At 65.4% G+C, this 1,906-nt stretch carries 2 protein-coding genes; both read left to right on the plus strand.

Annotated features, from left to right (window positions below; all coding sequences use genetic code 11):
• Positions 1-231 precede the first annotated feature (231 nt).
• Complete coding sequence (locus tag I6U14_RS00380) at positions 232-492, plus strand: hypothetical protein (protein ID WP_296895946.1); 261 nt, start codon at positions 232-234, stop codon at positions 490-492.
• A 474-nt stretch (positions 493-966) separates the two neighbouring features.
• Positions 967-1,906 (plus strand): UDP-3-O-acyl-N-acetylglucosamine deacetylase (gene lpxC / locus I6U14_RS00385; RefSeq protein ID WP_296895948.1); only part of this gene is annotated, 940 nt, incomplete at its 3' end.

Consider the following 1,906-nt stretch of genomic DNA (forward strand, 5'->3'; position numbering starts at 1 on the left):
CCTCGCGGCGTGACGATCTAGCAGCGCCCCCCTCGCCGTACCCCGCAGGACGAGCCGCGCGGCAGCGGAAGCGAACGCAGCCACCCGCATTCCGAGCCGGTCGCGCCCAGCGCGCCCCGGCGGCGACCGCGCCGTCCGCTGACCGACGAGGATGTCCCGGAGCTGAGCGGACAGGATGACGGCGACGGCTCTGAAGGCGGCGAACGGCGCAAGGGCGGCCTGTTCTCATGGATGGCCGGCCGGACGCGCGGACGCGAGGATCGCAGCCCCGAGAACGAGGCCCCGAACCACGAAGCTGTCACAAGACGGGAGGAGCCGCGCATCCCGCAGGCCGACCCCGCGCGTGAAACCGACGACGGCGCGGCGGAACCGGGGGGTGAAGATGGCAAAAAAACGGCAAAACCGCGCATCAACAGGGGGTCAGCCAACGGCGCCGCGAACGCGGAAGAACCGTTTGATATTCCAGACTTTTTCAAACGCCCGCTGAACTGATCACTGCTGGAACGCGTGCGGCGTTTGACGTGCTTCGCCGCCTGTCAAGCGGCTCAGGTGGCTTTTCCTTAATTCTGTGCCGTAAGTGGCTGATTCGGCACAGTTATCCGTAACAGAATGTAAACAAGCGTGATTTGTCGGGACGGGGGCCGCTGGCTAATCTCCCCACAGATCACGGGCGTGAGGCGTCGAGAGTGACGCGGACGCTGAGGGCCCCGGCCAGAAGAGGTCTCCGGCGAGACCTTCCGGCATGTGAATTCCTGGCCGGGATTTAGGGTGAGCGTCCACGCGTGATCGGGTACGGAGCGTCAAGCTGATCGTCAACTTCGTTTCTTTGCGCGTCTAACAAATCTCAGCAGCGCTTCCTGAATGCCCGCTCGCGCCTTGCCTCCGTGATCTGATGGGGGGACAGACGAGCTGCGTATCATGCCCGTTCTGTCCTTGAAGGGACAAAGATAACGGTGCGAGACAACAATGATCGCAGACTTTACGGGGGCACGTCAGACCACGCTTAAGCAGAGCGTGGTCATCTCCGGCACCGGCGTTCACAGCGGCCGGCCTGCTTCGCTCATCCTCCACCCGGCAGACCCCGACAATGGCATTGTCTTCATCGTTCGGAACGATGCGGGTCGCGAGGTGCGCATTCCAGCTGATTTCCGCGCGATCTCCAACGTCATGCTCTGCACGGTGCTCAGCAACGGCGAAGACGCCTGCGTGGCGACCGTCGAGCATTTGATGGCGGCGCTGCGCGGCGTCGGCGTCGACAATGTCGATATCGAGGTCGATGCGGGCGAAATCCCGATCATGGATGGCAGCGCGGAACCGTTCGTCGAAGCGGTGCTCGAAGCCGGCCTTCGCCCGCTGGCGCGCTCGCGGCGCTTCATCCGGGTGCTCAAGCCAGTGCAAATCCAGGACGGTGACGCCTTCGCCTCGCTGGAGCCCTACGGCGGCTTTCATCTGGATGTCGAGATCGACTTCGACACGCCGGTCATCGGCCGGCAACGCTGGCGCGGCGATGTGACGCCGCAGGTTTTCCTTCGCGCCCTGTCGCGCGCGCGCACCTTCGGCTTCATGAAGGATGTCGAGATGCTTTGGAAGGCCGGGCGCGCGCTTGGCTCCTCGCTCGACAACACTGTCGCAATCGCCGATGACCGCGTGGTGAACCCGGAAGGCCTGCGCTACGAGGACGAATTTGTCCGGCACAAGGCGCTCGATGCGGTGGGCGATCTGTCGCTGGCCGGCGCGCCGCTGCTGGGCAAGTCCCGCTCCTATCGCGGCGGGCCCCGGGTCAATGCGATGATGCTGGAGGCGCTGCACGCCGACCCGGCGGCCTGGACGGTGGTCGAGCCGGACATCGCTCGCCCGCGCCCTCGCGACGAGTACGGGCGCGCAATAGCCCAGGGCGCGCCGAGGA

Source organism: Thiohalocapsa sp., from assembly GCF_019695415.1.
Classification (GTDB): Bacteria; Pseudomonadota; Gammaproteobacteria; order Chromatiales; family Chromatiaceae; genus Thiohalocapsa.